The 25,009-nt window shown below is 64.2% G+C and carries 22 protein-coding genes and 1 tRNA gene; 8 read left to right on the plus strand and 15 right to left on the minus strand.

Annotated elements, in window-relative coordinates; all coding sequences use genetic code 11:
• The 7 genes from LPA37_RS07220 to LPA37_RS07250 form a co-directional block, all read right to left on the minus strand.
• Positions 1-1,753, minus strand: a 1,753-nt coding sequence (locus LPA37_RS07220; RefSeq protein WP_407672495.1) for an ABC transporter permease subunit, incomplete at its 3' end; no start/stop codon positions are given.
• 19 nt (positions 1,754-1,772) lie between these two features.
• A complete protein-coding gene (locus LPA37_RS07225; protein WP_228975405.1) occupies positions 1,773-2,711 on the minus strand; it encodes a branched-chain amino acid ABC transporter permease in 939 nt (312 codons plus the stop codon).
• 3 nt (positions 2,712-2,714) lie between these two features.
• A complete protein-coding gene (locus LPA37_RS07230) occupies positions 2,715-3,158 on the minus strand; it encodes an acyl-CoA thioesterase (protein WP_228975406.1) in 444 nt (147 codons plus the stop codon).
• 39 nt (positions 3,159-3,197) lie between these two features.
• Positions 3,198-4,346 carry an iron-containing alcohol dehydrogenase gene (locus tag LPA37_RS07235; RefSeq protein WP_228975408.1) on the minus strand — a complete coding sequence of 383 codons (1,149 nt, stop codon included), beginning with the start codon at positions 4,344-4,346 and terminating at the stop codon, positions 3,198-3,200.
• 201 nt (positions 4,347-4,547) lie between these two features.
• Positions 4,548-5,078: an NUDIX domain-containing protein gene (locus tag LPA37_RS07240; protein WP_228975410.1), complete on the minus strand. Its 531-nt coding sequence runs from the start codon at positions 5,076-5,078 to the stop codon at positions 4,548-4,550.
• A 96-nt stretch (positions 5,079-5,174) separates the two neighbouring features.
• A complete protein-coding gene (locus LPA37_RS07245) occupies positions 5,175-6,206 on the minus strand; it encodes a threonine aldolase family protein (protein WP_228975412.1) in 1,032 nt (343 codons plus the stop codon).
• Positions 6,207-6,374: 168 nt separating this feature from the next.
• The gene (locus LPA37_RS07250) at positions 6,375-7,691 is read right to left on the minus strand and encodes a YbfB/YjiJ family MFS transporter (RefSeq protein ID WP_229012160.1); all 1,317 of its coding nucleotides are present in this window, start codon (positions 7,689-7,691) and stop codon (positions 6,375-6,377) included.
• 129 nt (positions 7,692-7,820) lie between these two features.
• On the opposite strand from LPA37_RS07250, the gene LPA37_RS07255 reads away from it, so the two are divergent.
• The gene (locus tag LPA37_RS07255; RefSeq protein WP_228975416.1) at positions 7,821-8,741 is read left to right on the plus strand and encodes a LysR family transcriptional regulator; all 921 of its coding nucleotides are present in this window, start codon (positions 7,821-7,823) and stop codon (positions 8,739-8,741) included.
• Positions 8,742-8,894: 153 nt separating this feature from the next.
• Here LPA37_RS07255 and alaS read toward each other — a convergent pair whose 3' ends face one another.
• A complete protein-coding gene (gene alaS / locus LPA37_RS07260) occupies positions 8,895-11,519 on the minus strand; it encodes an alanine--tRNA ligase (protein ID WP_228975418.1) in 2,625 nt (874 codons plus the stop codon).
• A gap of 319 nt (positions 11,520-11,838) precedes the next feature.
• On the opposite strand from alaS, the gene LPA37_RS07265 reads away from it, so the two are divergent.
• Positions 11,839-13,059, plus strand: a complete 1,221-nt coding sequence (locus LPA37_RS07265; RefSeq protein ID WP_228975420.1) for a CaiB/BaiF CoA transferase family protein — start codon at positions 11,839-11,841, stop codon at positions 13,057-13,059.
• Between the two features lie 173 nt (positions 13,060-13,232).
• Here the strand turns inward: LPA37_RS07265 and LPA37_RS07270 are convergent, their stop codons facing one another.
• Positions 13,233-13,787 (minus strand): RBBP9/YdeN family alpha/beta hydrolase, encoded by a 555-nt coding sequence (locus LPA37_RS07270; protein WP_228975422.1) that lies wholly within the window; start codon positions 13,785-13,787, stop codon positions 13,233-13,235.
• 34 nt (positions 13,788-13,821) lie between these two features.
• Positions 13,822-15,582: a gamma-glutamyltransferase gene (gene ggt, locus LPA37_RS07275; protein WP_228975423.1), complete on the minus strand. Its 1,761-nt coding sequence runs from the start codon at positions 15,580-15,582 to the stop codon at positions 13,822-13,824.
• A 413-nt stretch (positions 15,583-15,995) separates the two neighbouring features.
• Here ggt and LPA37_RS07280 point away from each other — a divergent pair, with 413 nt between their 5' ends.
• On the plus strand, positions 15,996-17,705 hold the full coding sequence (locus LPA37_RS07280) for a glutamine--tRNA ligase/YqeY domain fusion protein (RefSeq protein ID WP_229012161.1): 1,710 nt from the start codon (positions 15,996-15,998) through the stop codon (positions 17,703-17,705).
• Between the two features lie 150 nt (positions 17,706-17,855).
• Entirely contained in the window at positions 17,856-18,755 is a 900-nt protein-coding gene (locus tag LPA37_RS07285) for a transporter substrate-binding domain-containing protein (RefSeq protein WP_229012162.1), read from the plus strand.
• Between the two features lie 25 nt (positions 18,756-18,780).
• Here the strand turns inward: LPA37_RS07285 and LPA37_RS07290 are convergent, their stop codons facing one another.
• Together LPA37_RS07290 and LPA37_RS07295 are read right to left on the minus strand one after the other, a co-directional pair.
• A complete protein-coding gene (locus tag LPA37_RS07290; protein ID WP_228975431.1) occupies positions 18,781-19,230 on the minus strand; it encodes an NUDIX hydrolase in 450 nt (149 codons plus the stop codon).
• A 112-nt stretch (positions 19,231-19,342) separates the two neighbouring features.
• The gene (locus tag LPA37_RS07295; protein ID WP_228975432.1) at positions 19,343-19,729 is read right to left on the minus strand and encodes an RT0821/Lpp0805 family surface protein; all 387 of its coding nucleotides are present in this window, start codon (positions 19,727-19,729) and stop codon (positions 19,343-19,345) included.
• Between the two features lie 251 nt (positions 19,730-19,980).
• Here LPA37_RS07295 and LPA37_RS07300 point away from each other — a divergent pair, with 251 nt between their 5' ends.
• Positions 19,981-20,211 carry a hypothetical protein gene (locus tag LPA37_RS07300; protein ID WP_228975433.1) on the plus strand — a complete coding sequence of 77 codons (231 nt, stop codon included), beginning with the start codon at positions 19,981-19,983 and terminating at the stop codon, positions 20,209-20,211.
• Positions 20,212-20,221: 10 nt separating this feature from the next.
• Here LPA37_RS07300 and LPA37_RS07305 read toward each other — a convergent pair whose 3' ends face one another.
• From LPA37_RS07305 to LPA37_RS07315, 3 genes are all read right to left on the minus strand, one after another.
• Positions 20,222-20,449: a hypothetical protein gene (locus LPA37_RS07305; RefSeq protein WP_229012208.1), complete on the minus strand. Its 228-nt coding sequence runs from the start codon at positions 20,447-20,449 to the stop codon at positions 20,222-20,224.
• 175 nt (positions 20,450-20,624) lie between these two features.
• Positions 20,625-20,699, minus strand: a tRNA-Arg gene (locus LPA37_RS07310).
• A gap of 102 nt (positions 20,700-20,801) precedes the next feature.
• The gene (locus tag LPA37_RS07315; RefSeq protein ID WP_228975436.1) at positions 20,802-21,632 is read right to left on the minus strand and encodes an undecaprenyl-diphosphate phosphatase; all 831 of its coding nucleotides are present in this window, start codon (positions 21,630-21,632) and stop codon (positions 20,802-20,804) included.
• 544 nt (positions 21,633-22,176) lie between these two features.
• Between LPA37_RS07315 and LPA37_RS07320 the strand changes: the two genes are divergently transcribed.
• The 3 genes from LPA37_RS07320 to LPA37_RS07330 all read left to right on the plus strand — a co-directional run bounded on the left by LPA37_RS07320 (position 22,177) and on the right by LPA37_RS07330 (position 24,445).
• Entirely contained in the window at positions 22,177-23,085 is a 909-nt protein-coding gene (locus LPA37_RS07320; protein ID WP_229012163.1) for an aldose epimerase family protein, read from the plus strand.
• Positions 23,086-23,245: 160 nt separating this feature from the next.
• Positions 23,246-23,914 (plus strand): peptidoglycan DD-metalloendopeptidase family protein, encoded by a 669-nt coding sequence (locus LPA37_RS07325; protein WP_228975698.1) that lies wholly within the window; start codon positions 23,246-23,248, stop codon positions 23,912-23,914.
• Between the two features lie 219 nt (positions 23,915-24,133).
• Positions 24,134-24,445 carry a hypothetical protein gene (locus tag LPA37_RS07330; RefSeq protein ID WP_228975440.1) on the plus strand — a complete coding sequence of 104 codons (312 nt, stop codon included), beginning with the start codon at positions 24,134-24,136 and terminating at the stop codon, positions 24,443-24,445.
• Positions 24,446-25,009: the final 564 nt, after the last annotated feature.

Here is a 25,009-nt window from a genome sequence, read left to right on the forward strand (position 1 = left end):
GGCCGCGCCCGGGGGCGCCGCGCGCGCCCCCCGCACGGGCATGCAGCCACCGATGCCACCAGTGCACGCCATCGCCGTTCGCCGCGAGCACGGCGCAGCGCAGGTTGTCGAGCACCGTCAGGCGGCCGAAGACGCTCGTCGTCTGGAAGCTGCGCGCGACACCGCCACGGCTGATCGCGGCTGGCGTCGATCGCGTCGTATCGACGCCGTTGATTTCGATGCGCCCCGCACTCACCCGGCCGGCGCCGGCGATCAGGTTGAAGAGCGTCGATTTGCCCGCGCCGTTCGGGCCGATCAGCGCGTGCCGCTCGCCGGCCGCGATGCTCAGATCGACGCCACGAAGTATCGCGGTCCCGTCGACGCTTTTCTCGACGCCCCGGAGGACGAGCGCGGGCGCGCCGGGTTTGATCGCGGATGGCGTGCTGACGGTAGCTGTTGAACGGGGTGTGATGATGTCCGCACCGGCCGCGGCAGGTGCAACGGTTGCCGCTTCGCCGCGAAGCCATTCGAGACGCGCCCATTCACGTTGTGCACGACGTCGTATCAACCAGCCAGCGAACGCCAGCACGACAATCGCCGCGCAGATCGCGGCAATCCGCGCGGTCGTATCGATTGCAAGCGAACCGAAAAGCACGACGTGTCCGCCCATTTCATCCGCCGACTGCATCGCATACGCGTACTGCACCGCCAGCACGACGGCGAGTATCCAGGCCAGACCAGCGCAGGCATCGGACAACGCGGCGCCCGAACATGCGCGCCATCCGTGCCGGCGTAATCGCGTAACGGCACGCGCCAGCAGCCCGGCGACACCATCCGGCGAATGCACGACGATCACAATGAACAACAGCCCCAGGTAAAACAGCCACGCACGTGTCACGCTCGCCACCGCGACGCTGAAAAACACCAGCACGACCGCGCCCGCGACCGGCCCAAAAAACGCACCGGTTCCACCAATCACGGTTGCGATCAGCACCGAGCCCGAGCGCAACATACCGACGCTTTCTGTCGACACCAGCTCGACGTTGATGAGCCCCAGCGTGCCCGCGACGCCCGCGAAGAACGACGCCAGCACGAACATCCGATACCGCACGCCCCGTGGATCGCAACCCGTCGACGCCGCGCGCACCGGATTGTCACGCACCGCATTCGCGAGCCGCACGAACGGCGTGCGCGACAGCGCCCACATCGCGAGCGTGGCGAGCAGGCACCAGCACGCGATCACCGCATACGCTTCGCGCGCCGGGCCAAACGTAAACGTCCCCCACGCGGGGCCGCCCGCGCGGTCGATCGACACACCCGCTTCACCGCCGAACCAGTCGGGCAACGACCACGCCGCAGCCGCCACGAGCTCCCCGATGCCAAGCGTGATCATCGCGAACGCAGTACCCGCGCGACGCGTCGCGACGAGGCCCGCGATCGCACCGGCAAGCGCGCCGCCCACGCCGCCTGCAAGCGGCAGCCACGGTAACGCGATGCCATACCGGTTAAAGAGATGCGCCGCGACGAGCGCGCCGAGCCCGGCAAACGCGGCGTGACCAAACGAAAGCAGGCCTGTCTCGCCGAGCAGCAGGTTCCAGGAGAGCGCGAGGACGATCATCGACGCGGTTTGCGCCAGATACGCGAGCATCCAGCTCTGCGACGACAGGCCCAGCGGCGCGACAAGCAGCGCGATCAACGCGAGCCACGACAGGCCGGTTCGCCACGCCGACGCATGCGCGTGCGATTCGCCACCGGCGCCTGCGCTGCCGGACAAGTGAGGAGCGCGATGCAAATCAGGCCTCGTCATCGCGCTGCCCGAAAAGACCACGCGGCCGCAGCGCGAGCATCGCGACGAGCAGCAGATACGGCACGAGCGGCGCAACCTGCGCGACGCTGAGCGATGCCCATTCCACTGGCAACGACTGCCCCGCCAGCGCGGCAAGCGAACCGAGCGAGATATCGCTAGCGACAGCGAACGTCTGCACGCACCCCACAACCAGCGAGGCCACGAGCGCGCCGCCAAGCGACCCGAGGCCACCAGTCACGACAACCACGAAGACGATCGAGCCGACCGAATCGGCCATCGCCGGCTCGATCACGAAGAGCGGCGCACCGATCACACCGGCAAGTGCGGCGAGTGCCGTGCCCGCCGCGAACACCAGCGTGAACACGCGCGGCACGTTGTGACCGAGCGCCTCGACGGCACTTGCATGCGTGAGCGCCGCGCGCACGATCAGGCCGGTTTTCGACGTGTGCAGCAGCAGATACAGCGCGGCGAGCATCGCGACCGAAGCCGCCATCATGAACGCGCGATAACGCGAAAAACCCGCGCCGAAGACCGTGAACAGCGGGCCGTCCAGCGCGTGCGGCACGGGCGCCGACAGCGCCGGCAAACCCCACACGAGCTTGACCGCTTCGCCGATCAGATACGCCGCGCCGAACGTGAGCAGTAGCTCGGCCAGGTGGCCATGCGGCCGCACGCGCCGCAACAACCAGCGCTCCATCGCCGCGCCGATGAGGCCGACGATCACCGGCGCGATCACGAGCGCACTCCAGAACCCCGCGTGCGCCGCGACCGAAAGCCCGACGTACGCGCCGAGCATGTAAAAGCTGGCGTGGGCGAAGTTGAGCACGCCGAGCATGCTGAAAATCAGCGTCAGCCCCGCCGACAGCATGAACAGCAGCAATCCGTAGCTGACGCCGTTCAGCAGATTGATGACTAGCGACTGCACCCGCTAGTCCGCCGCCACGACAAGCGGCGCGAGCGCCGCGTGCAGGACATCCGGCAGCGCGACCGGACGACGCGTCGCGCGATCGACGTACACATGCACGAAGTGCCCCTGTGCCGCCGCATGCGTCCCGCCCTCCCGGAAAAGGCCAACTTCGTAGCGCACGCTCGTCGAGCCCAGTCGCGCGACGCGCAGACCCGCCTCGACCCGCTCCGGGAACACGAACGGCTCGAAGTAGTTGCAGTGTGTTTCCACGACGAGCCCGATCGTCGCGCCGCGCTCGAAATCGAGCGCGCCGGCGCGGATCAGATACTCGTTCACCACCGTGTCGAAGTAGCTGTAATAGACCGTGTTATTGACGTGTCCGTAGACGTCGTTGTCCATCCAGCGCGTCGAGATCGGCAGAAAGTGGCGGTAAGCTTCGCGTGGCGTCGGAGTCGGTTTGCTCATCTTTTTATCGCGTCGTCAGGGGTCGCCATGGCGGCAGGATCAGAACGATTCGGTCAGCATGCGGCGATAGTCGTCCGCCGAGGCCTCGCGCGGATTCGTCTTGTGGCAATGATCGGCCAGCGCGCCCTTGATGACCTTGTCGAACACGCTTTCGTCGACGCCCATCTGTTTCAGCCCGGTCGGCAGCCCGAGCCGCGCCGTCATGTCGAACAGCGCCCCGGCAAGATCGGCGTTCTCCGGCAGGTTCATCACACGACGCATGCGCGCATAGCGATTGTTCGCCACCACCGTTTCAGCGGACGCGTTAAAACGCAGCACGGCCGGCAGCACGACGGCGTTCAGCGTGCCGTGATGCAGCGACGTACGCCCGTTCACCGCGATGCCGCCCAGCGGATGCGACAGCGAATGCACGCAGCCGAGTCCCTTCTGGAACGCCATCGCGCCCTGCATCGACGCGCTCATCATGTTCAGGCGCGCGTCCCGGTCGCTGCCGTCGTGCGTCGCGCGTTCGATATTGGCCCATGCACGTTCGAGCCCGTCGAGCGCGATGCCGTCCGCCGGTGGATTGAACGAAGGCGCGAGGAAGGTTTCGATGCAGTGGGCCACCGCGTCCATGCCGGTGGCGGCCGTCAGACCGGCAGGCAAGCCCAGCGTCAGACCCGGATCGCAGATCGCCGACTTCGGCAGCAGATGCCACGAGTGAAAGCCCAGCTTGCGGCCGTCGTTCAGGATCACGATCGCACCGCGCGCGACTTCGCTGCCGGTGCCCGACGTGGTCGGAATCGCGATTAGCGGCGCGGCGGCATCCGTGATCTTGCCGCTACCGCCTTCGATCGTTGCATACTGGGTCAGTGCACCCGGATGCGTCGCGGCAATCGCCACGCCCTTTGCCAGATCGATCGACGAACCGCCACCTACCGCAACCAGCCCGTCGCACCCTTCCTCGCGATACCGCACGGCGGCAGCGAGAACCATGGCCTCCGTCGGATTCGACGGCGTGTCGTCGAATACCGGTACGTCGGCGAGCTTCAGTGCATCGATCGCGCGCTGGGCGACGCCCGCCGCGACGACACCCTTATCGGTAATGACGAGCGGTCGCTTGATACCGACCCGCTCGCATTCGGCGGGCAGTTGCGCGAGCGCATCGTAACCAAGATGGATGTGCGTCAGATAGTAGATGTAGGCCATGTCGGTTCTGTCTCCTGGTGATGAACAAGTGTGGCGCGGGCTGCCGTGTGCCCACGCTCGTATGTTTCGCTGCCGTGTGCCGGGGTCATGCAGCCACTCTAACAACCCGGCGACGTGCTGACTATCGGCCGGATGGCCAGGTGTCCGGCCTGTTGAAAACGTGATCGAATGACTGCACGCAATCGCTCGCCAGCACGCTGCTCACTGTCCCGGCCGCTCGACGAATTCAAAAGGCAGGCCGCGCCGGCGCATCCATTCGCCGAGCGCCTGGCCGGTGCCCGCCCGCCACGGCCGCAGGTTCGCCGGTTCGACCAGCCGGTATTCGAGCAGCTCGGGCGAAAGCGTGACCGTGCCGTGCGCCTTCACGTGATAGGCAATGATCAGCTCGTTCTTGCGGATGAACTCGTAGACGCCAATCAGTTCGACCGATTCCGCGTGCAGCGCGGTTTCCTCGAGCACCTCGCGCGCGATGCCTTCCTCGGGTGTTTCGCCGTTTTCGAGAAACCCGGTGATCAGCGCGAACATGCCTTCGGGCCAGGCCGCGTTGCGCGCGAGCAGGATCTTGCCTTCGTATTCGACAATGGCCGCGACGACCGGCAGCGGATTGTTCCAGTGCACATAGCCGCAGGTTGCGTCGGGACAGACCTGGCGCACGCGGCCGCCTTCGTGGGCGGCGTCGCTGCGTTCGCTGAGCGGCGTCGCGCAACGTGGGCAGTATTGGTAGTCGGACATGCTCGTTGGAATTGAGGTGAATGAATGTCGGGAAAGGCTTCGGATCGTTTCACGTCGTGCGCGTCGCCATGCGCCATGCGCTGGCGACGCTCGCTCTCATGCCGCGCACAGGTCGCGCACTTCGGCGGCAAACCGCTCGACGGTTTCGGGCTGTGTGTCCCACGCGCACATCAGCCGGCAACCGCCCGCGCCGATGAACTCGTAGAACTTCCAGCCTTTCGTCCGCATCGCTTTCGCCGCATGCGCGGGCAATTGCGCGAACACGGCGTTCGATTCGACCGGGAACATGATGCTCACACCGGGAATCGCTTCGAGACGCGTTTTCATGAGTTGCGCCATCGCGTTCGCGTGACGCGCGTTGCGCAGCCAGACGTCGTCGTCGAGCAGACCCAGCCACGGCGCCGAGATAAAGCGCATCTTCGACGCAAGCTGGCCCGCCTGTTTAAGGCGATACGCGAAATCGTCGGCCAGCGCGCGATCGAAGAACACGACCACTTCGCCCACCGGCAGGCCGTTCTTCGTGCCGCCAAAACACAGCACGTCGACGCCCGCGCGCCACGTGATCTCCGATGGATGCACGCCCAGCGTCGCGACCGCGTTGGCGAAGCGGGCGCCGTCCATGTGAACCTTCAGATGACGTCGTCTGGCAATCGCCGCGATCGCGCGCACTTCCTCGACGGTGTAGACGCTGCCGACTTCCGTCGACTGCGTGAGCGTCACCACCTTCGGCTTCGGATAGTGGATATCGGCCCGACGGGTCACGACGGCCTCGATGGCATCGGGCGTCAGCTTGCCGTGGGCGCCGGGCGCGGTCAGAAGCTTCGAGCCTCCGGAGAAAAATTCGGGGCCGCCGCATTCGTCGGTCTCGATGTGCGCGAGGTCGTGGCAGATCACCGAGTGATACGACTGACACAGCGATGCCAGCGCCAGCGAATTCGCCGCCGTGCCGTTAAAGACGAAGAACGCTTCGCAGTCGGTCTGAAACAGGTCGCGCAGGCGGTCGCACACGCGCTCGGTCCAGGAATCGTCGCCGTAAGCCGGCTCGTGACCGCTGTTGTTTGCTTCAACGAGCGCCGCGAGCGCCTCGGGGCAGATGCCGGCGTAATTGTCCGACGCAAAGTGTTGCATGGCGGGCGGCGCACCCTGTAGAAGGCACGCGAAAGTAACGGGAAGCGGACATTTTAGTGCGCCATCCCGTTATTGTCCGGTCGTTCGAATTTGCTGGAGGGTAATCGTAGGGTCGGGAAGCGCCGTGGACGGCGCACGAGGCGCGAACGGGTGTACGGCCCGAGCGGGCTATCGGTGCGAACGGCGCTTCGAGACGCGGGTGACGATAAGGAGGCCGGCGGCGCCGAGCATCAGTGCGAACGCGGCCAGCCACAGCGCGGGCGAAAACGAGCCCGTATGAGCGGCGACCGGCGCGGCCACCAGCGGCCCCGCGATCTGGCCGATGCCATAGGCGGCCGTGGCGTAACCCATCAGTCCGGCTGCATGCTCCCCATGCAGTCGACGCGCTTCACGCATCGCGAAAAGCGTGATTGCCGTGAACGGCAACCCGATCAGCATGCTGCCGATCGAAAAACCCGCTGCGGTCGGCCAGACGATGCCCGACGCGATGCCTGCCGCCTGCAACACGTAAGCGCCCGCGAGGAGCATGCGATTGTCCCAGTGGAGCGGCAGACGCGCGGCAAGCAGCGCGCCTGCCATGAGCGCCACGCCGAACATCGGCCAGAACAGATCGGGCCAGGGCGAACCCGGTAACGCGGCGCGCGCGATCACCGGCAGGAACGTCGCGGTAATGATGTAGCCAAATCCCGGCACGCCGTACAACACGACGAGCCAGATCGCATCGGCGCGGTGAATGGTTCGATCGGGCCGGGCGTGATGTGTCGATGCGGAACTGCGCGCCGGTGGCGCGGTGCGGCCGGACGGTCGGGTGTGACTGCCGGGTCGATCGTGCCCGACGGCGACGGCTTCGGAATGCTCCGCTGCGACTGCCGGTGAAGCCGGAGCAACGCGTCGGGGCGCGGCCTCGAACACGTGCCACACGAGCGCCGCCAGGGCCGCCGAGATAAGCCCAAAGCCAATCCAGCCCAGTTTCGCACCGAGGCCGCCCGCGGCGCTCACGAGAAGCCCCGTGCCGACGATCCCGACCCCGGGGCCGGTGTAGATAACGCCGCTCCAGCGGTGCGCACCGAGTTCGGCGAGCCGGCGCAGGCCCCACTGCGATGCGAACACGAAGGCCCATGCGCTGATCGCTCCGCCCACGAAGCGCACCAGCGCCCAGATCCAGAACGCGTCGGTGACGCCCATGACGACGGTCAGCGCGGCCGTGATGGCAAGGGCGACGCGTACCATCCGGGCATGGTCGACCCGCAGCGCCGCGCAGGTAATCGCACCGATGAAATACCCCGCGTAGTTGAACGATGCGAGCCAGCCGCCGTGGCGAATATCGATCGAGCCGCTTTGCAGCATCAACGGCAACAGCGGCGTGAACGCGAAGCGCCCCACGCCCAGCGCGACCGCGAGCGCCACCATGCATCCAAGCGCGACGCGCCTTGCGTCGTGCGGGTAGGAGGAAGCAGCAGCAGTGGGAGTGGCGAGAGGTGTCATGGATGTCTTCGGGGATTTTCGGGGCCGGCGACACGTGCGCGCCGCACCATCGCACGTTCAGATAGTAATCCGCACAGTTCATCACAAAAAATGAATTATCATGATTAAAAGCATCTCGGAGTGAGAACGATGGACCTGGCCGCCTTGAACATCTTTCGCGCGGTGGTGCGCGAAAACGGCGTGACGCGCGCTGCTGCAAAGCTGAACCGAGTGCAGTCGAACGTGACGACGCGCATCAAACAGCTTGAGGAGCAGCTGGGCACTGAACTCTTTATCCGCGACGGACGCCGACTCGTGCTGACGCCAGCTGGCGAGACGCTGCTGCCGTATGCCGAACGTCTGCTCGCGCTCGCCGACGAGGCGCGCCACGCGGTGCGCGAGAACCGGCCGAACGGCCGGCTGCGGCTCGGCACCATGGAAAGCGTCGCGGCGAGCCGGCTGCCGTCCCTGCTTGCCCGATATCACCAGCGCTGGCCCGACGTAGCACTGGAACTCGAAACCGGCACGACCGGACGGCTGATCGAACGGGTGCGCGACTTCGAAGTCGATGCCGCACTCGTTGCGACGCCGCTCGACCCGGACGCTTTGCGCGACGTTTTCGATTTTGTGCCGGTCTTTCGCGAAGAGCTCGTGATGCTGACGCCGCGCGGTCACCGGCCGATCCGCGATGCGCGCGATGTGGCACTGTCCACGCTCGTCGCGTTCGAGCGGGGTTGCGCGTATCGGAGCTATATCGAGAAGTGGTATCTGGCGTGCGATCTGCGGCCGGCGCGCATCCTGGAACTCGGTTCGTATCACGCGATGGTCGCGTGTGTCGCGGCCGGCGTGGGCGTCTCGATCGCGCCGCGCTCGGTGCTGGGTCTGCAGCAGAACGTGGACGATATCGCCGTTCATCCGCTCGGCGAACTCGATGCGATCGATACGCTTCTGGTCTGGAGGCGCGGTCACTTTTCGGCAGCGCTGAACGCATTGCGCGAGCAGTTGCTGGCGGGGAGCAATCTGTCGGCAAGTTCGGAGCAACCGGAGAGGATTGCGCAACCGGCGGTGTGATTCTTCTGGCCGCCCCAAAACGCAGAAAGCCGCGAGTTCGAAGCTCGCGGCTTTCTTTTTTCATTCTTTCTGCTGGATCTTTGGCGAAGCGGCCGGCTCAACCCTTTCGACAATCGAAACCGGTGCCGCTTATCGCATATCGCGCGCCCGTGGTTACAGTTGCGCCTCGACCCAGCCCTTCACGCCTGCCAGCGCTGCCTGCAGGTTCGCCGGTTCCGTGCCGCCGGCCTGCGCCATATCGGGACGGCCGCCGCCCTTGCCGCCCACCTGCTGCGCGACGAAGTTCACGAGTTCGCCCGCCTTGACCTTCCGGCTGGCCTCAGCGGTTACGCCCGCGATCAGGCTCACCTTGCTGCCTTCGACGGAGGCCAGCACGATCGCCGCGTTCTTCAGCTTGTCCTTCAGCTTGTCGACGGTTTCACGCAGCGTCTTGACGTCCGCGCCTTCGAGCGTCGCGGCCAGCACGTGCACACCCGCGACTTCGATCGCCTGACCCGCGAGCTCGTCGCCCTGGCTCGAAGCAAGCTTGGACTTCAGCGCGCCGAGTTCCTTCTCCAGCGATTTGACCTGCTCCTGGACCTGCGCGATACGCTGCGTGAGTTCCGCCGGTTGCGCCTTCAAGGCGGCTGCGGCCGCGTTGATACGGGCGTCGAGTTCCTGCACGAAACGCACCGCGTTATCCCCGGTAATGGCTTCCACACGACGGATACCCGCGGCCACGCCGCCTTCTGTCACGATCTTGAAGAAACCGATATCGCCGGTGCGATGCACGTGCGTACCGCCGCACAGCTCGCGCGAGAAGCCGAGATCGAGCACACGCACTTCGTCGCCATACTTTTCACCGAAGAGCGCCATTGCACCGCCCTTCACCGCTTCGTCGAACGGCATCACGCGCACGATGCCCGGCGCGTTCGCCAGCACCTCGGCGTTCACGATTGACTCGACCTGGCGAATCTGTTCGTCCGTCATCGGCGCGTTGTGCGCGAAGTCGAAACGTGTCTTTTCAGCGTCGACGAGCGAGCCCTTCTGCTGGACGTGCGAGCCCAGCACTTCGCGCAGCGCCTTGTGCATCAGGTGGGTGGCCGAGTGATTGCGCTCCGTGCGTGCGCGACGCACGGCATCGATCTCCGCCTTCACCACGTCGCCGACCTTCAGCGTGCCCTGTTCCAGGGTGCCGTGATGGCCCACCACGTCGGCCTGTACCTTCAACGTATCCACAACGGCGAAGCGCACGCTCGCGTTGGCGAGCAGACCCTGATCGCCAACCTGCCCGCCCGACTCCGCATAGAACGGTGTGTGGTCGAGCACGACGACAGCCTGCTGGCCCTTCGCTACTTCCTTGACGGACGCGCCGTCGACGTACAGCGCAATGATCTTCGCGTCGTCGAAGACGATTTCCTCGTAGCCATGGAACGTGGTTTTCGCGCCCGAATATTCGAGACCCTGCGCCATCTTGAACTTGCCGGCCGCACGCGCCTGTTCGCGCTGACGGGCCATGGCCTCGTCGAATGCGGACTCGTCGACCGTGACCTCGCGTTCGCGGCAGACGTCCGCCGTCAGATCCAGCGGGAAGCCGTACGTGTCGTGCAGTTTGAACGCGAGCTCGCCATCGAGCGTCTTGCCGCCCTTCGTATCGAGATCGGCCAGCGCGCTTTCGAGGATCGACATGCCGTGCTCGATCGTTTCGAAGAAGCGTTCCTCTTCCTGGCGCAGCACGTCGGTGACGCGCTGTTCCGCTTCCTTCAGTTCCGGATACGCGGCGCCCATCTGCGCGACGAGATCCGCCACCAGACGGTGGAAGAACGAACCCTTGCGGCCCAGCTTGTAGCCGTGACGGATCGCTCGGCGCACGATCCGGCGCAGCACGTAACCGCGGCCTTCGTTACCCGGAATCACGCCATCGACGATCAGGAACGAGCACGCGCGGATGTGATCGGCGATCACCTTCAGCGAATTGTTCGTGAGATCGGTGACGCCTGTCTCGCGGCCCGCTGCCGTGATCAGCGCCTGGAACAGGTCGATCTCGTAGTTGCTGTGCACATGCTGCAGCACGGCGGCGATACGCTCGAGGCCCATGCCGGTATCGACGCACTGCTTGGGAAGCGGCGTCATGTTGCCCTGCGCGTCGCGATTGAACTGCATGAACACGAGATTCCAGATCTCGATGTAACGGTCGCCGTCTTCCTCAGGAGACCCCGGCGGGCCACCCCAGATGTCCGGGCCATGGTCGTAGAAAATTTCCGAACACGGGCCGCACGGACCGGTATCGGCCATCTGCCAGAAGTTGTCCGACGCGTAACGTGCGCCCTTGTTGTCGCCGATGCGGATGATGCGCTCGACCGGCACGCCGACTTCCTTCGCCCAGATGTCGTGCGCTTCGTCGTCTTCGTGATAGACCGTGACCCACAGCTTGTCTTTCGGCAGCCCGTAGACGCCAGTCAGCAGTTCCCACGCGTAGTGGATCGCGTCGCGCTTGAAATAGTCGCCGAACGAGAAGTTGCCGAGCATTTCGAAGAACGTGTGGTGCCGCGCGGTATAGCCGACGTTTTCCAGATCGTTGTGCTTGCCGCCCGCACGCACGCTGCGCTGCGCAGTCGTGGCGCGCGAATACGGACGCGATTCGGCGCCGAGGAACACGTCCTTGAACTGCACCATGCCCGAGTTGGTGAAGAGCAGTGTCGGATCGTTGCCGGGCACGAGGCTCGACGAACGGACAATCGTGTGGCCCTTCGATTCGAAGAACTTGAGGAATTTCTCGCGGATTTCGGAGGCTTTCATGGCGTGCGGGGGACGGTCCTGACTGTTTCGGCTGCATCCGGAGATGCGCCAACTGATTGTTTCCTGAGCCGCTGATTATACGGGATCGGCGAGCACGGAGAGCGGCATGAGGCGGCCAGGACACAACGTTAGCCATCCGGCCATGTTTTTCCCGCTGAGGGGCGTGGGATGGGGCTTCGCGGCCTCAGATCCGTCCTATGCCATCCGGCCGATGGGTCTCCTGACGGGAATCGCTTAAGATTCTGGACATCGTTACGGCATCGCGCACCCCGCCGCATGCATGCCGCGCAATCATGCTTCAAGGAGACACGAACAGAATATGGGCGCCCTCAGTCATATCCGCGTGCTGGACCTCACACGCGTGCTCGCCGGTCCATGGTGCGCACAGACCCTTGCCGATTTCGGCGCTGACGTCATCAAGATCGAACGCCCCGAAGTGGGCGACGACACCCGTCATTGGGGCCCTCCGTACCTGAAAACGCCGGATGGCGAAGACACGCGCGAGGCTGCGTATTACCTCGCGGCGAACCGCAACAAGCGTTCGGTCACCGTCGACATCGCCACGCCCGAAGGGCAGCAGATCATCCGCGATCTCGCCGCGCAAAGCGACGTCGTGCTCGAGAACTACAAGGTCGGCCAGCTGAAAAAATATGGGCTCGACTATGCGTCGCTGAAGGAAGTGAAACCGGACATCGTCTACTGCTCGGTCACGGGTTTCGGCCAGACAGGCCCGTACGCGCAGCGGGCGGGCTACGACTTCATCATCCAGGGCATTGGCGGATTCATGAGCATCACCGGCGAGCGCGACGCGCTGCCCGGCGGCGGCCCGCAAAAAGCCGGTGTCGCCATCGCCGACCTGATGACCGGCATGTACTCGACCATTGCCGTGCTGACCGCGCTCACCCATCGCGACCGGACGGGCGAAGGCCAGTACATCGACATGGCGTTGCTGGACGTTCAGGTGGCGATGCTCGCCAACATGAACTCGAACTTCCTTGCGAGCGGCAAGCCGCCCGTGCGCTGGGGCAACGCGCACGCGAACATCGTGCCCTACCAGACGTTCCAGACGAGCGACAGCTGGATCATCGTCGCGGTTGGCAATGACGGGCAGTTTCGCAAGTTCGTCGAAGCAGGCAACCGGCCTGAACTCGCCGACGACGAGCGTTTCTCGACCAACCCGGCGCGGGTACGCAACCGCGAAACGCTCGTGCCGCTGCTGGCCGATATGGTCCGGCTGCGTGGCAAGCAGGAATGGATCGCCGCGCTGGAGGCGTCGGGTGTGCCGTGTGGGCCGATCAATGACCTCGGTGAGGTATTCGAGAACGAGCAGGTCGTCGCGCGCGGAATGCAGGTTGACCTGCCGCATCCGTCCGGCGGGACAGTGAAGCTGGTGCGCAATCCCGTCCGGATGAGCGCGACCCCGCCGGAAGCGGCCGCCCATCCGCCGACACTCGGCGAGCACACCGATGAGATATTGCGCACCGTGCTGGGGTTCGACGAAACCCGCATCGCGGAGTTAAAGGCGCGGTCGGTGATCTGACGGGTGGTGGTTCTCCGGCCGGTCTCGAAGGTGGTCTGCGCACATCCGGGGGACGCGGGCGGCCGCCGCGCCCGAACCCGGTCGCGCGGCAGCGGCACCGGCCGCTCTTTAGCCCACGCTCCCGCTACGATCAAACCGCCCGAAAACCTCGCTAAACCCGAGCTAAACCCGCTTTAGACCGCCTCGACCAGCGACTCCAGCCAGCACATTCCCTCGGGCCAGTCGCCGAGACCGCTTTCGCCGTTGATATGACCGCGCGGGCCGATGTCAAACCAGGCGCTCTGCCACGCCCTGGCGCAGGCCCGTGAAAACGCGACGCCGCCGTATGGGTCGTCCGTGCTGGCGACCACGATCGTCGGAAACGGCAAGGGCGCCATCGGCACGGGCGCAAACCCGGACGCATCCACCGGAAATTGCGCCCCCGCCGGATCGGGCACCGCGACCAGCAACGCCCCCGCCACCTTCGCAATCTGCGTGGCGTACGCGTACTGCGTGGCCCAGAACGCGACAGCCAGGCAACCGAGGCTGTGCGCGGCGAACATCACCGGCGCATCGGCGGCGGCCACGGCTTCGTCCAGCGTGCGGCACCATGCGTCGCGCACCGGGTAATCCCAATCCGGCATCTGGACGCGGGCGAATTCAGGATGTGCCGCTTCCCAGCGCGTCTGCCAGTGACCCTCGCCGGAATTCTGATAGCCCGGCAGAACCAGAACGTTATGTGTCGTCATCGCGGTTCCCCGATTTGTAGTTCGTTATCGTATTTCAGTGAAACACCCGTCCGACACCCGCACCACGCGGGTCGGCGGCAGGCTCCGGCGTCGTGCCTTCCACGCGGATCATCTGGACATCGCCGTTGAACTTCTGCCCTTCCAGCGTGTAGCCGAGACCTTTCAACTGGCCGGCCAGTTCGCCCGTTATCGGATGATACGGCTCCCAGTAGATTGTCTTCGGCGGCAGCAGTTGATGATGAAAGCGCATCGCGGCCAGCGCGTCGGCAGGCGGCATGCCGAAATCATAGAGATTCGTCATCACCTGGAAGATCGACGTGAAAATGCGCGAACCGCCGGGCGTGCCGATCACGAGCGAAACCTTGCCGTCTTTCAGCAGGATGGTCGGCGTCATCGAAGAAAGTGGCCGGCGACCCGGCGCAATCGTATTGACGTCGCCGCTCGTGACGCCGAACTGGTTCGGCGTGCCGGCCTTCGCGACGAAGTCGTCCATTTCGTCGTTCAGCGCGAAGCCTGCGTTGTCCACCACCACGCCCGATCCGAACGGCCCGTTGAGCGTGTACGTGTTCGACACCGCGTTGCCCCATTTGTCGACGACCGAAAAGTGCGTCGTCTCGGCGCGCTCGGGCATCGAATCGCCGAGGCCCGGCTTGACCGGCGTCGCGCCCGGCACTTCGTCGGGCGTCACCTCATCGGCGCGCTGCGCGAGGTAAGCGTCGTCGATCAGTTTGTCGACGGGCACGTGATACGAATCCGGGTCGCCCATGTACTGCTGCCGGTCGGCAAACACGCGATCTTCGATCTGCGCGACCAGATGAATGTACGCCGACGAATTCAGGTCGAGCCCGGCGAACGCGGGCTTCAGATCGGCCTTCATCTTCAGCAGCTGGATGAGCCCCACACCGCCCGAACTCGGCGGCGGCGCGGTGACGATCCGATAGCCGTTCCAGTCGGCCGTCACCGGCTGGCGCCACACGGCCTTGTATTGCACCAGATCGGTCTTCGAAAGAAGGCCGTGGCCGTACATTTGAGAACTGATGAGGTCCGCAGTCTTGCCTTCGTAGAATTCACGGCCGCCGTCGCTCGCGATACGCGAAAGCGTCTGCGCCAGTTCAGGCTGGCGGAACGTCGCGCCCGCCTTCAGCCCCGCGAAATACACGCTGAAATTGGTCTTGCCGGCGAAACTTTTCGATGCATATTCGGCGCGCTTCTGCAGCCACGGCTCGACGACGAAGCCATCGGTGGCGTATTTGATCGCCGGGGCGAGCACCTGCTTCCACTTCAGTTTGCCGAAGCGGCGCTGCGCTTCCCACATGCCGTCGACGGTGCCCGGCACCGCCACGGCCCGGAACCCGACGAGGCTCATGCCCGGCACCGGGTTGCCCTTGTCGTCCAGATACATGTCGCGGGTCGCCTGCTGCGGCGCGCGTTCGCGATAATCGAGGAAGTACGGCTTGCCGTCGACGTAGAGCGTCATGAATCCGCCGCCGCCGATATTGCCCGCGTCCGGATAGGTGACCGCAAGCGTGAACGCGATGGCGACGGCGGCATCGACCGCATTGCCGCCCGCGGCGAAAATCTGCTGTGCCGTGTCCGCGCTGTAGCGGTCGGGCACGGCCACGGCCGACGCGTCGAGCACCGCTTTCGGCGGCGGCGTTCTGGCGAGCGCCGGTGCGGCGGGCACGAAACTGCCAGCCAGCGCGACGACGAGCGTCGCCGCGCCCAGACGCCGGATCAGGGCAAGGGGCAGCGGGACGAAAGGCGCGCAATGCGCGTCGTGCGTGGAATCGGGCATCCGTGAAACTCCAGGAACTGAAGGCGCCATGTTGCCGAACGGCGGGCCTTCGGGCAAGACAAACGGTCCGGCGAACGTCCACATGAAGGGGCAATCGCCGCGACAGCGGCTCAAGCGGGTTTGACGGGGCCGGCGGGCACGTCAAAGGGGTCGGCGGACCGTTTTCAGCCGTCGAAAAGTCTGTGGCGACAGCGCCACCGGCAGGCGGCCCGTGCCGCGACGCTCGCATTCTGGCCAGGCGGCGCCCACGCGGACAACGCGTTTTACCTCCTGTTGCACGCTGTAACAGCGTCCGGGCGAAGTCCTCACTCCGGCCGCGTGCCACGTGAACCCTGTCGCTCCCTGACTGGTCAGGTAGAATTGACAGATAAGCGGGCGCATCGCGCGTCCTCGAACGACTTTCACCATCACGCATGAATACCGAACGTAACGAAGCGCCCGCGGCATCCAATTTCATCCGCAACATCATCGATGACGACAACCGCTCCGGAAAGTGGGGCCAGCGCGTGGAAACACGCTTCCCGCCCGAGCCGAACGGCTATCTGCATATCGGCCACGCGAAGAGCATCTGCCTGAATTTCGGCATTGCGAGCAGCTACGGCGGCGTGTGCCACCTGCGTTTCGACGATACGAATCCGGAAAAGGAAAGCGTCGAGTACGTCGATTCGATCATCGACGCCGTCACGTGGCTCGGCTTCGAGTGGACGAAGGACGACAAGGAACAGCTGTATTACGCGAGCGATTACTACGACAGGCTGTATGCGTTCGCCGAGCTGCTGATCGAACGCGGCAAGGCGTATGTCGACAGCCAGTCGGCGGAAGACATGCGCGCGAACCGCGGCTCGGCCACCGAGCCGGGCACGCCGTCGCCGTTCCGTGAGCGCACGGTGCAGGAAAATCTCGACCTCTTCCGCCGCATGAAAGCGGGCGAGTTCAAGGAAGGCGAGCACGTGCTGCGCGCGAAGATCGACATGGCATCGCCGAACTTCAACATGCGCGATCCGGTGATCTACCGCATCCGCTTCGCGCATCATTACCGCACCGGCGACACATGGTGCGTGTATCCGATGTACGACTACACGCACTGCATTTCGGACGCGCTGGAAAACATCACGCATTCGCTGTGCACGCTCGAATTCGAGGATCACCGTCCGCTGTACGACTGGATCCTGAACGAACTGGCGGACGCCGGCGTATTCACGCGTCCGCTGCCGCAACAGATCGAATTCTCGCGCCTGAACCTCACGTACGCGATCACCAGCAAGCGCAAGCTGCTGCAACTCGTGACTGAAGGCCACGTCGAGGGCTGGGACGACCCGCGCATGCCGACCATCGTCGGTGTACGCCGGCGCGGTTTCACGCCGGGGAGCATCAAGCTGTTCTGCGAGCGTATCGGCATCACCAAGGTCGATTCGTGGATCGACATGAGCGTGCTCGAAGGCGCGCTGCGCGACGACCTCGACGACAAGGCGCCGCGTACCGCCGCCGTGCTCGATCCGGTGAAGCTGATCATCGACAACTTCCCGGAAGGCACGATCGAGGAATGCAGCGCGCCGGTCCATCCGCATCATCCGGAAATGGGCACGCGCACGTTCCCCATTTCGCGCGAACTGTGGATCGAGCGTGACGACTTCGTCGAAACGCCGCCGAAGGGTTACTTCCGGCTCTTCCCGGGCAACAAGGTGCGGTTGCGCTACGGCTATGTGGTCGAATGCACGGGCGCCGAAAAAGACGCCGACGGCAACGTGATCGCCGTGCACTGCAATTACTTCCCGGACAGCAAGTCGGGCACCGAAGGCGCGAACACGTACAAGGTGAAGGGCAACATCCATTGGGTCAGCGCCGCGCATGCGCTGCCGGCTGAAGTCCGTATTTACGACCGGCTGTTCCGCGAACCGCAGCCCGACGCAGGCGGCCGCGATTTCCTCGAAGCGCTGAATCCGGATTCGAAGCGTGTCGTCAACGCATACCTTGAACCGGGTCTGAAGGACGTACCGCCGGAGCAGCGTTTCCAGTTCGAGCGACAAGGTTATTTTGTTGCCGATCGCTACGATTCGAAACCGGAAAAACCGGTTTTCAACCGTATCGTGACTTTGCGGGACAGCTGGGGCAAGCCGGCGTAAGCTGGACAGCTCCACTGATCGCCGGGCAGGTGAACCCGGCCCGGGGCACGGATATTCGCCGGCAAACGTGCCCCGGTGCGTCTCATGACATCGACAGGACGTTGCGGCACGGCGCGGTTCTCGAAGACGCACGCCCTTCCCGGAGGAGCAATGAAGTTCGCAGCCCGTTTCCGGCTGATCGCATGCGTCGCGGCGGCTACGTTCGCTTGCGGCGCCCATGCTGATGAACTGACCGGTACGCTGAAAAAAATCCATGACGAAGGCGTCATTACGCTCGGCGTGCGCGAGGCGTCGATTCCGTTCGCCTATTCCGATGGCGGCCACACGGTCGGCTATTCGTACACGATCGCGCTGCGCATCGTCGATGAAATCAAAAAGGCGCTGGGCGTTAGCGATCTGAAGGTGCGGGAGATCGTCGTGACATCGGCCAATCGCATTCCGATGCTGCTCAACAGCCAGATCGACCTCGAATGCGGCTCGACGACACACACCGTGGAACGCGAATCGCAGGTGGCGTTTTCGGACAGCTTCTTCCAGTACGCGGTGCGCATGATCTCGCGTAAAAATTCGGGCATCGCCGACTTCGCGGATCTCGCGGGCAAATCGGTGGTGACGACGGCGGGCACGTCGGATGAACGGCTGCTGCGCAAGCTGAACAGCGAGAAGCAGCTCAATATGCGTATCACGGCGACGCGGGATCATCCCGAGGCGTTCGCCGCCGTGCGCTCGGACCGCGCGGTCGCGTTCGTGATGGACGAGCCGCTGCTGCACGGCCTGAAAGCGGCGGAAGCGCATCCCGAAGACTACGTGATCACCGGCACGCCGCTCGGCTACGAGGCGTATGCGTGCATGTTCCGCAAGGGCGACGCGCCGATGCGCGATGTCGTCAATGGTGTGATTTCGCGGATGCAGACTTCGGGCGAAGCTGAACGCCTCTACAACGTCTGGTTCACGCAGCCCATTCCGCCGCACGGGACGAACCTGAATTTCCCGATCTCGGCGGAAATGCGCGAGCTCTTCGCCCATCCGAACGACAAGGCGCTCGACTAGGCCATCGCCCCACGAACGCGCGCTTTCAGAGCGTGCGGTGCAGTTCGGCGAGCGAGAGCGTGGTCTGGAAAAGCCGCGTGAGACTGCGGCTCGCATAGCGGTCGACCTCGTCGGGTTCGGTCCAGCGATACGCGTCCATTTCGGGAATCATCGTACCGTCGGAGCGACGCGGGAACATCGACGTGCACGTGCACTGTTCGATATCGATCTCGCCGTCGCGCGCGCGCGCGGCGAACAGATGCAGATCCTTGTCGCGACGATACACGAAGAGCCCAAGGTCTTTCAGACGCTCACGCGCGAGGACAATACCCGTCTCCTCGACCATTTCCCGCAATGCGGTGACATGCGGCGCTTCGCCCGCTTCGCCGTGTCCTTTCGGGATGTCCCAGTGCGAGGTTTCCGTGGCGTGCGCGAGCAGTACGCGACCCGCGGCGTCGAGCAGCACGACGCCGCAGGAAATGACGCGCGCGGTCATTGCAACCGCGCGCGGTGTGATGGCGTCGTCACTTTTGAAGCGGAAGTGACAGGGCTCGTGACGGGGCCAGCAGCAGCCTCGCCTGTACCGGCGCTGCGTTCAATCGACGTGCTCAACGCTTCTGCAGTTGCCACGCACCGCTGCCCTGCCGGCAAAAGAGCGGATGCAGATTCATCGATTGCCCTTTGGCCGACAGCACGACCGCCGTCGCGCGGCACGTGCGGTCGCCCTCCTTCGTGGTTCGGTCGGGTGTCAGTGTCGCGTCGATCTTGACGCTGTTGCCGGTGCCCTCGTTGACCCAGTTCACGGTCTGGCCGTCCTGCGTGTCGTTGAGCACCTGGGTGATGGCCTTCTTGATCGAATCGTTGTCGCGCGGCTTCATGTAGCTGATCGGCGTGTCGTTCAGGAAGCCAAGATTCGCCGCCTGTGCGACGCCTGCACCCGCGAGCAGCAACCCACCTGCAGTCCAGCACATCAGGGCTCGGTTTCGCATCGACATTGATTGTTCTCCTTGAAGGCTGACTGGAATGCCCTCGCGCGCATGTCGCGTGAGCTGACCCTCAAAAGCATAGCACGACGTGATGCGCGGCCGCCGCGCCACGGACGGCGCATGCAGGACCATGCCGGCCTTTTCGGACAGGTCCGATTGGCCCTGTCAGGGCGGATCATTAGCATCGAAAGATCCATTACGCGCATGCGTTTCACGCGTTTCACCGGTCCGCACGCGCATCTACGATCTTCTCTGCCGCCATGGACTACTCAATCGCACTTCGCTTCTTCGTCATCGTTCTCACACTGATCAGCATCGCGCTCATGCCGATCGTCATGCGTCGCGAGCCGGCACCCGTCGCCGGCATGCTCAGCATCCAGGTGCTGCCGCGTCCGCAATGGCCCGGCATCCTCACTCGTGCAGGCTTCATCTGCATGCTGGCCTCTTTCGTGATGCTGCTGATGTTCTGCGCGTTCCTGCTTCAGTCGTAACCCCGCGCGTTCAGTGCGCCGCGGGCCGATAGCCGTCCGTCAGCGTATTCAGGAACGCAACCACGTCCTTGATCTCCGCATCGTCGAGTGCCGGTGCGTCGCCCGGTTTGCGGTCAAACGGCGGATCCATATTCAGGTTTGCCTGCAAGCGGACCTTCACAGAGCAGCTTCGGCTGCTTTTTTTACGCTTCACGCAAGCGGCGCGTGCGCCGTCGGCGTAGCGCATTCGCGCGGTCATCCCTGATCCGGTGAAGACGCACGAAAGACAAACCTTCGCTGACGAGGTGAAGTAGAACGGTAGAACCGGAGTTGAAGTACAGCAGGCGGGGATCAGGTGAAAAGCAGGCGAAACCCGCTATGGAGAAACGCTCGCCCATGAAATGCGGCAAGGATGCCGGGGCCGGCAAACCGGTTGGCCCCCCCACGAGGAATCGAACCTCGATTTCAGGTTTAGAAGACCCGTGTTCTATCCGTTGAACTATGGGGAGGCAAAGCGCTCAGCCTGATCGAATGAATCGGCCAAGCCTTAAATTATACCGCATCGCCGCAGGCCGCCCGGTCCATGGCCGCGCGACGCGACGGCAACGCCTCTACACCGGCTGCGCATGCAGCATGAACCAGCCAAGGCACAGCGCGCCGGCAATCACGCAATACACGCCGAACGATGCCAGCCGGCCGCGGCCCTCGAAGTAGCGCATCAGGAAGCGCACGCTGAGATACGCCGCGATCGCCGTGAGGACGCCGCCAAGCAGCGCGTCGGCGAGCTGGTCGGGCGCGTGGAAGAGCTTTGGCATTTCGAGCAGGCCCGCTGCGAAAATAATCGGCGTGCCGAGCAGGAACGCGAATTCCGCGGCTTTTTCCGCCGTCAGCCCGGCCGCGTTGCCCGCGATCATCGTGAGGCCGCTGCGCGAGAAACCCGGAATCAACGCGCCCACCTGCGCGAGGCCGACAAAGAACGCCTGGCGGAACGTGAGCTTCTCCGGCGCGCGATGCACACGCGAGCGCTGCAGACGGTCGCCGAACCATAGCAACACGCCGTTCACGATCAGCGCGATCGCGACGATGCGCAGGTCATGAAACACGCGCTCAAGCCGCTTTTCGAGAATGAGGCCGACAAGACCCGCCGGAATCGTCCCGATGATGAGCGCCCACATCATGTGACCGTCGTCGTTACGCCGGCCGCGCAGCGAACCCACGAAGCCGCCGATCAGCGCGATCCACCGCTTGCGGAAGTACCAGAGCAGCGCTAAAGCGGTACCGAGGTGAAGCGCGACGAGAAAGGGAAGTAGTTGCGGCGCATGCTTGTCGATATGCATGCCGAACAATGCGGGCACGAGGAGCGTATGACCGAGACTGCTGACCGGAAAAAGCTCGGTGACGCCCTGCAACACGCTCAGAAAAATCAGAAACCACAAGTTCACGCGGCGGTCCTCTCAAGGGGTAAACATCGCGCGGGAATGCGTCTCCCGCGCATGGAAGCCGTCCGATTATGCCTGGCGACCCCGGCACAGCCAAGGGTTAACCGCACATACCCCCATTTTTCCGCCGCACTGCGTCACAACCTGAAACACCTGTAAATCGAATGAAAGCAAAAGGCCCGCAAAAGCGGGCCTGGAGTGGATTCTCGCAAGATCCGGAGGCGACGCGCGCGTCGCTTCGAGCGGCGAACGGTGCGTTCTAGCGCTCGACCTTGTAGAAGAAGTAGATGGTGCTGCCGGCGAACATGCCGATCAGTGCTATGCCCATTGCCATCGCAAGATCCATGCATCCTCCGTCCAGAACTGTCGACCCGCCAGTCTGCCGACCGGCCTGTTTTACGGATTATCAGCAAGCCTGCTCTTGCAGTCACGCCCGCAATTTCCCGAGAAAGGGTTTCCCCGTAGCGCAAAGCAGCGCAAAATCGGCCACCGGCAGCATGCGCGCCGCCATCCTTTTCACTCAACCAACTGCGTTTTAACGTCGACCATGGCCATATTCCAGAACCAGGACATCCTCGAAATCGCGCAGGGCGCGGCCCTCCTTCGTATCGCCCCGCAGGCAGGCGGCCGGTTGCTGTCATGGGAGATCGATGGCAAACAAGTGATTTTCTGGCCGGACGACGCCGACTGGAGCGACCCGGCCCGCGTCCGTGGCGGCAATCCGCTGCTGTTTCCGTTTCTCGCGCGGCATTTCGTCGACGGCAAGATCGGACGCTGGCGCGACGCCAGCGGCGTCGTGCGCGATCTGCCGATGCATGGCTTCGCCCGCGACCTGCCGTTCGCCGCGCAACTGGACGCGGCTGGCAACGGCGTCACCATGACGCTCACCGACAGCGACGCCACGCGCACCGCGTATCCGTTCGGCTTTCGTTTCGAGGCGACGTACCGTCTCGCCGACGCAAACACGCTCGACGTGGTGCTGACCACCACCAACACCGGCGACGCCGCGCTACCGTACTACGCGGGCCACCATTTCTACTTCGCGCTGCCGCACACGCAGCGGGTCGAAACCACGCTCGAACTGCCGCCGACGCAGCGCCGTCACCAGCAGGCCGATGCATCGATCAGCGCGGCCGAGCCCGGCGAAGAGCGGTACACGCTCGACGACGCACGCATTCTCGACCGCTTCCATCTGCTCGACGGCACGCCGGACCAGCCGGTGCGCATCGTCGCGCCGGGGCTGAACCGCACGATCACGATCGACCTGCGGCGGCCGGGCTCGATTCCCTGGTACGCCGTGACGACATGGACGCTCGCGCCGGAATCCGACTTCTACTGCGTCGAACCGTGGCTCGGACTGCCCGACGCCATCCATAACGGTTTCGGCCTGCGCTGGCTCGCGCCGGGCGCGACGGAAAGCGCTTCGCTGCGAATCAGCGTCGCCGCGAACAGCTAGAGAGCGATCAAACGGTTCGCGGCGTTTCGGGGTGCTGCAATGCAAAACCGTTAGAATCGGTTGTTTTGCCACTGGCGCGTGTGATCGGGGATCGACGCGCGACAGCGTTTTGTGAGGACCAGGTTTGCATACAAAAATCAGACGGCTCGCCTGCGTATCGATGATCGCGGTGCTCGCCGCGTGCGGGTCGGCTCCGGTGGGGCCAGGGTTCTATCGTGTCGAGCGGGGTGACACGCTGTCCGGCATTGCGCGCAGCAACCGGACCTCCGTGCAGAACATCGCGCGGTGGAACGGATTGACCAATCCCAACGCCATCGAAACCGGCCAGGTGCTACGCGTGGCGCCGCCCGCGAATACCGCGACCGCGGCTACGGGTTCGGGCAGCGCGCAGGCTTCGTCCGGATCGACGGCATCGCGCGGTACCACCGCGCTCGCGCCCGCGCCGACGGCGACGCCCGCTTCGACGATCGCGCTCGTGTGGCCGGCGCAGGGCACCGTCACGCGTCGCTTCGACGGCGCGAACTCGAAGGGCATCGACATCGTCAATGTGGCCGGCACGCCGGTCGTCGCGGCGGCGGCGGGCTCGGTGGTGTATGCGGGCGACGGTCTGCGCGGTTACGGCAACCTCATCATCATCAAGCACAACAGCGACTATCTGACCGCCTACGCGCATAACCGCGCGCTGGTCGTCAAGGAAGGCCAGGCGGTTTCGCAAGGCCAGAAAATCGCCGAGATGGGCGACACGGACAGCGATCACGTGATGCTGCATTTCGAATTGCGCTACCAGAGCCGTTCGATCGACCCGGCCCGTTCGCTGCCGCCCCGCTGAACGCGATGCAGGCATCGCGTTTGCTGCGGTGGGTGTCGTCAGGCACCTGGCGGCGGATCGTTTGCCGTGCCCAACGCACGGCGGATGCAAGGTTCCGCCTGAACAAACGGCGGCCTTGTGGACGGTCGATCAGGCGCGTGGGGAACCCCGCGGGCCCCTGAACGATCCATTCTCAAGGGGCGCGGCAACCGGCTGCGTCCGAAAACAGGAAAATCTGCGATGAAAAGCGCACTCGCCAAGGCGGCCGGAATGGCCGTCCTGACACTCGCAGGCCTCGCGGGCTGCTCCACCACGTCGACGCTCACGTATCTGCCGAACGGCGACACCGGCTTCGCGATCAACTGCAGCGGCAGCGATGCCAGCGAAAGCTGGGGCGAATGCTACAAAAAAGCTGGCGAAGCATGTGGCGCGTATGGGTACGACGTGATTTCGAAGGACGTCGACAACGGCGCCACATCGGGCGGCTCGCTCGGAGGGATTTTCGGTGCCAACGTCAAGAACCGGTCGATGGTCATCCACTGCAAGCAATGATGTCCGAGCGCGGCATCATTGCCGGATTGCGCAATAAAAAGAGCCCGGCACGAGGCCGGGCTAACGGGGGTTCGGCGCATATCGGCAAAGGACCGGTTCACCATGCGCCGAAACGAAATCTAGCAACGCGCGTATACCGACGCAATCGATTAATTGTGCAAATAATGTTACTCGGCGCACTGAGTGACACCGGCGCAAACCTGGCCCGCTCAATTTAGCAAGCCGAACTAACCTGAATGCTGCGTTGCAATGGGATTTTCATCCCCTTCCCGGCCAATGCCGATATGCCTCGAATGCCGCACCAGTCCTGCTTCTACGTCGCCCGGGCCGACCCGTTCAGCAGGCTGCGAAGGCCACTGCAAAAAGCGGCGCAGGCCATTTATTTTGCGATAACCTGCCTGTTTGAACCTTGGTGCGCAAGCGCACCCTTCCATTGATTTAATGACTAAATGCAATCGCGCGAACTACGATTTTCAGCGTATTTTGCTTTGATCAGATTAAATGCCCACGGCATCGCGATTGTTTAAACCGCGGATAAAAACTGATGTTAATTTCCGGTCCCGC

The organism is Paraburkholderia gardini, assembly GCF_907164545.1.
In the GTDB taxonomy this organism is placed as follows: Bacteria; Pseudomonadota; Gammaproteobacteria; order Burkholderiales; family Burkholderiaceae; genus Paraburkholderia; species Paraburkholderia gardini.